The organism is Rhizobacter sp. P2_H2, from assembly GCF_056403375.1.
Genome location: NZ_JBFUFP010000661.1, coordinates 1 through 3,096 on the forward strand (window position 1 = coordinate 1; position 3,096 = coordinate 3,096).

Sequence of the window (3,096 nt, forward strand, 5' to 3'; positions counted from 1 at the left end):
GTAGTGGATCATCCGCTGCGTGCGGAAGGCTTCGATCAGGCGGAGCTCGCGCCAGTCGAACTCCATGAAGTCCTCGTAGCCGGTCAGCAGCGCATGCAGCTGGCGGGTCGCGACGCTGCGCTCGCCCGACAGCAGCATCCACAGGTCCTGCACCGCCGGGCCGGACAAGGCATCGTCGAGGTCGACGAAGTGCGGGCCGGCCTCGGTCCACAGCACGTTGCCGGCGTGGCAGTCGCCATGCAGGCGGATCGTGCGGGTGCTGCCGACGGCGTCGAAGCAGGCGGCAATCTCGGCCAGCGCATCGCGCGCCGCGCGCTCCCAGCCGGGCTTCGCATCGGGCGGGATGATGTCGCCGGCGAGCAGCCAGTCGAGCGGGCCTGAGCCGTAGGTCGCGATGTCGAGGGTGAGTCGGTGCTCGAAACGCGATGTCGCGCCGACCATGTGCATGCGGCCGACGAAGCGGCCGATCCACTCCATCGTGGCTTCATCCTCCAGCTCGGGCGCGCGGCCCGAGCGGCGCTCGGTGATCGCGAAGCGGTGCGGGTCCGAGCCGCCGGTGAAGTGGCACAGCGTCGAGGTGACGCCGCTCTGCTCGCTGGTCAGCGACCAGGGGCTGACGATCGGGATCTCGGCCTCGGCGAGTTCGTTGGCGAACGCGTGCTCTTCGAGGATCTGCGCGTCGCTCCAGCGTCCGGGCCGGTAGAACTTCGCGWCCACGACGCGCTTGTCTTCGAGGAAGACCTGGAAGACGCGGTTCTCGTAGGAGTTCAGCTGGATCAGCCGGCCGTCGCCGCGCAGGCCGACCGAATCGAGGGCGTCGAGGACGACTTCCGGCGTCAGGCCGGCGTAGGGGGTTTCAATCGGCGAGGCGGATGACATGCCCGCATCGTAAGCGGCAGCCGCGTTGTTGCCGCGAATCGTTCAGTGCCGCGTGCTCGACGCGTAGTGCGGCGGGTCGACGACGACACCGCCGACGTCGTCGCCCAAGGTGCTGTCGCCACCGGGGTTGGTGGTGGCGAAGGCGGGGCCCTGCCGCGGGGCGGCCTTGCCGTTGCGGTCGCCGAGCCCCGAGAACTCGCTGCTCGCGAACGCATCGAGCCGGCTGTCGGGCGAGAAGAAGGAGTCCTGGAACAGCGTCGAATCACTCCACAGCGCGGTGCGCTCGGCGCGCTTGGTCGCGACGGTGGTGGCCAGCGTGTCGCGCGCTTCGTGCAGCGTGTGCGTCGGCGCGGGCTGCGGTGCGCGTGACGCGGCCCCGCTGTGCGGCACCAGCAGCTGCAGTTCGGCGATCGACGGCAGGTGGTCGGTCGAGCAGCGCAGGTAGCGCACGCGGCAGGCGGCCAGCACCGATTGCTTGATCTGCTGCAGCCGGCGCGAACCGCCGCGCTCGACATCCAGGTCGATCGCGGCGAGCACGCGCCCGTTCGCGCTGCAGACCGCGAAGGTCACATGGTTGGAGCCGAGCAGGTCGAACCAGAAGCGGACTTCGGAGGGGTCGTTCGGCTGGCAGAAGCGCACCAGCGGCAGCTTCGACAGCACGATGTGGTGCGGCAGCGCCTCACGCAGCAGGCGATAGATGCGGCGCTCGTCGGTGCTGAAGACGGGGCGGGCAGTGAGTGACCACTCGGTGGGGAGCGGCTTCGGTTGGGGCGGCTTGCGACCGCGCCACAGCAGCACGAGGAGCGCGAGGGCCAGCAGCGTGGTGACTGCCAATGCGGCGATCCAGGGCAGGACTTGCATGATCAGGACACAGACTTGGATGGGGTCCATCGGACCGGGGCCGAAAGGCACCCGTCGAGCGACGAACCGAAGGCATCCTAGCGGTCGGCCTCAGCAGGCGCATCCCCCACATCGGGGCCGTACAGTTGTCAGATTGGTGTCTGAAAACGGATTTCGTCGCTTATTCCGAGGCGACGCGTCGTGTGCTGCTCACGTGGGCCTTCACTTCCGTGACGGTGTCGAGCAGGTCGCTCATGCGCTGTGCATGGCGCTTGAACTGGTAGTTCAGCTCGGCCGCATGGCGCTCCATCAGCTGGCCCATCTGCGATGCGAGGCTGTCGGGCGGCAGCTTCAGCCAGGCTTCCGACTCCGAACCGTCGCGCTCGACCAACGCACCGGCGCGGCGGGCGATCTTCAGCATCGCGGTGTTTTCGCTGAGCGCGTGGATGAACAGGCGGTCGCAGCCGCGGTTGCGCGCCTGCAGCACGGCGCGTTCGAACAGCCGTGCCCCGTAGCCGCGGCCGCGCGCATGGCCGGCCACGGAAACGCCGAACTCGGCCATCGCCGCGTCTTCGGGGTGGCTCACCGGCACGTAGGCCAGGTGGGCCAGCGCGATGAGTTCGAGGCGCCGGTTGAAGATGCCGAACAGCTCATCGCGCTCGAAGTTCAGCGACGCGACGTAGCGCTCGATCTGGGCATCCGTCGCCGGATAGCCGAATCGAAGATAGCGGTCACTTTCGTTAAGTGCCAGCAAGTGTGTAGAAATGCGCTCCCGATGACGCTCGGACATCGAGCGGATCGGCACCCAGCTGAAACGCGGCGCCTCCGGCGCTGAGCCGTGGTTCGACGCCAGTGGCGACGAACGTTCGGGGGTGGCGGTGGTACTGCTCATGGGATGACTCGGTAGAAACCCTAGTGTACCGGTTCAGGCATCCCCTTGCGAGCGGCGCCAACAAGGCGGCCCCTCTAGCCAGCGTTACCCTTGATCAGCTACACTCGAAGGCTTTTCCGCCGTGGCCCGGGGGGAATACGCAAGAGAAGCGCGCCTGAGAGGCTGCCTGAACAAGCAGCACCGATGGCCGTGAGATTTCAGCAATGAAATTTCAGCAGGGCCTTAACCTGCTGGCCGCATGTCGCGGCCGGCTCATTGAAAGAACCTCATGAAGACCTTCAGCGCCAAGCCGGCCGAAGTGACGCACGAGTGGTTTGTGATTGACGCCACCGACAAGGTGCTCGGACGTGTTGCCAGCGAAGTGGCACTCCGTTTGCGCGGCAAGCACAAGGCCATTTACACGCCTCACGTCGACACCGGAGATTTCATCGTCGTCGTCAACGCAGACAAGATCCGCGTCACGGGCAACAAGGCCACCGACAAGG

The 3,096-nt window shown here is 67.0% G+C and carries 4 protein-coding genes; 1 reads left to right on the forward strand and 3 read right to left on the reverse strand.

The annotated features are described in order from the left end of the window. The 3 genes from AC1D15_RS24280 to AC1D15_RS24290 form a co-directional block, all read right to left on the reverse strand. Positions 1-879 (reverse strand): serine/threonine protein kinase (locus AC1D15_RS24280; RefSeq protein ID WP_477827984.1); only part of this gene is annotated, 879 nt, incomplete at its 3' end. Positions 880-921: 42 nt separating this feature from the next. Beyond that, positions 922-1,740: a DUF2726 domain-containing protein gene (locus AC1D15_RS24285; protein WP_477827985.1), complete on the reverse strand. Its 819-nt coding sequence runs from the start codon at positions 1,738-1,740 to the stop codon at positions 922-924. Positions 1,741-1,900: 160 nt separating this feature from the next. Continuing rightward, entirely contained in the window at positions 1,901-2,611 is a 711-nt protein-coding gene (locus tag AC1D15_RS24290; RefSeq protein ID WP_047506378.1) for a GNAT family N-acetyltransferase, read from the reverse strand. A gap of 268 nt (positions 2,612-2,879) precedes the next feature. Here AC1D15_RS24290 and rplM point away from each other — a divergent pair. After that, on the forward strand, positions 2,880-3,096 hold a 217-nt coding region (gene rplM / locus AC1D15_RS24295; RefSeq protein WP_477827986.1), incomplete at its 3' end, for a 50S ribosomal protein L13.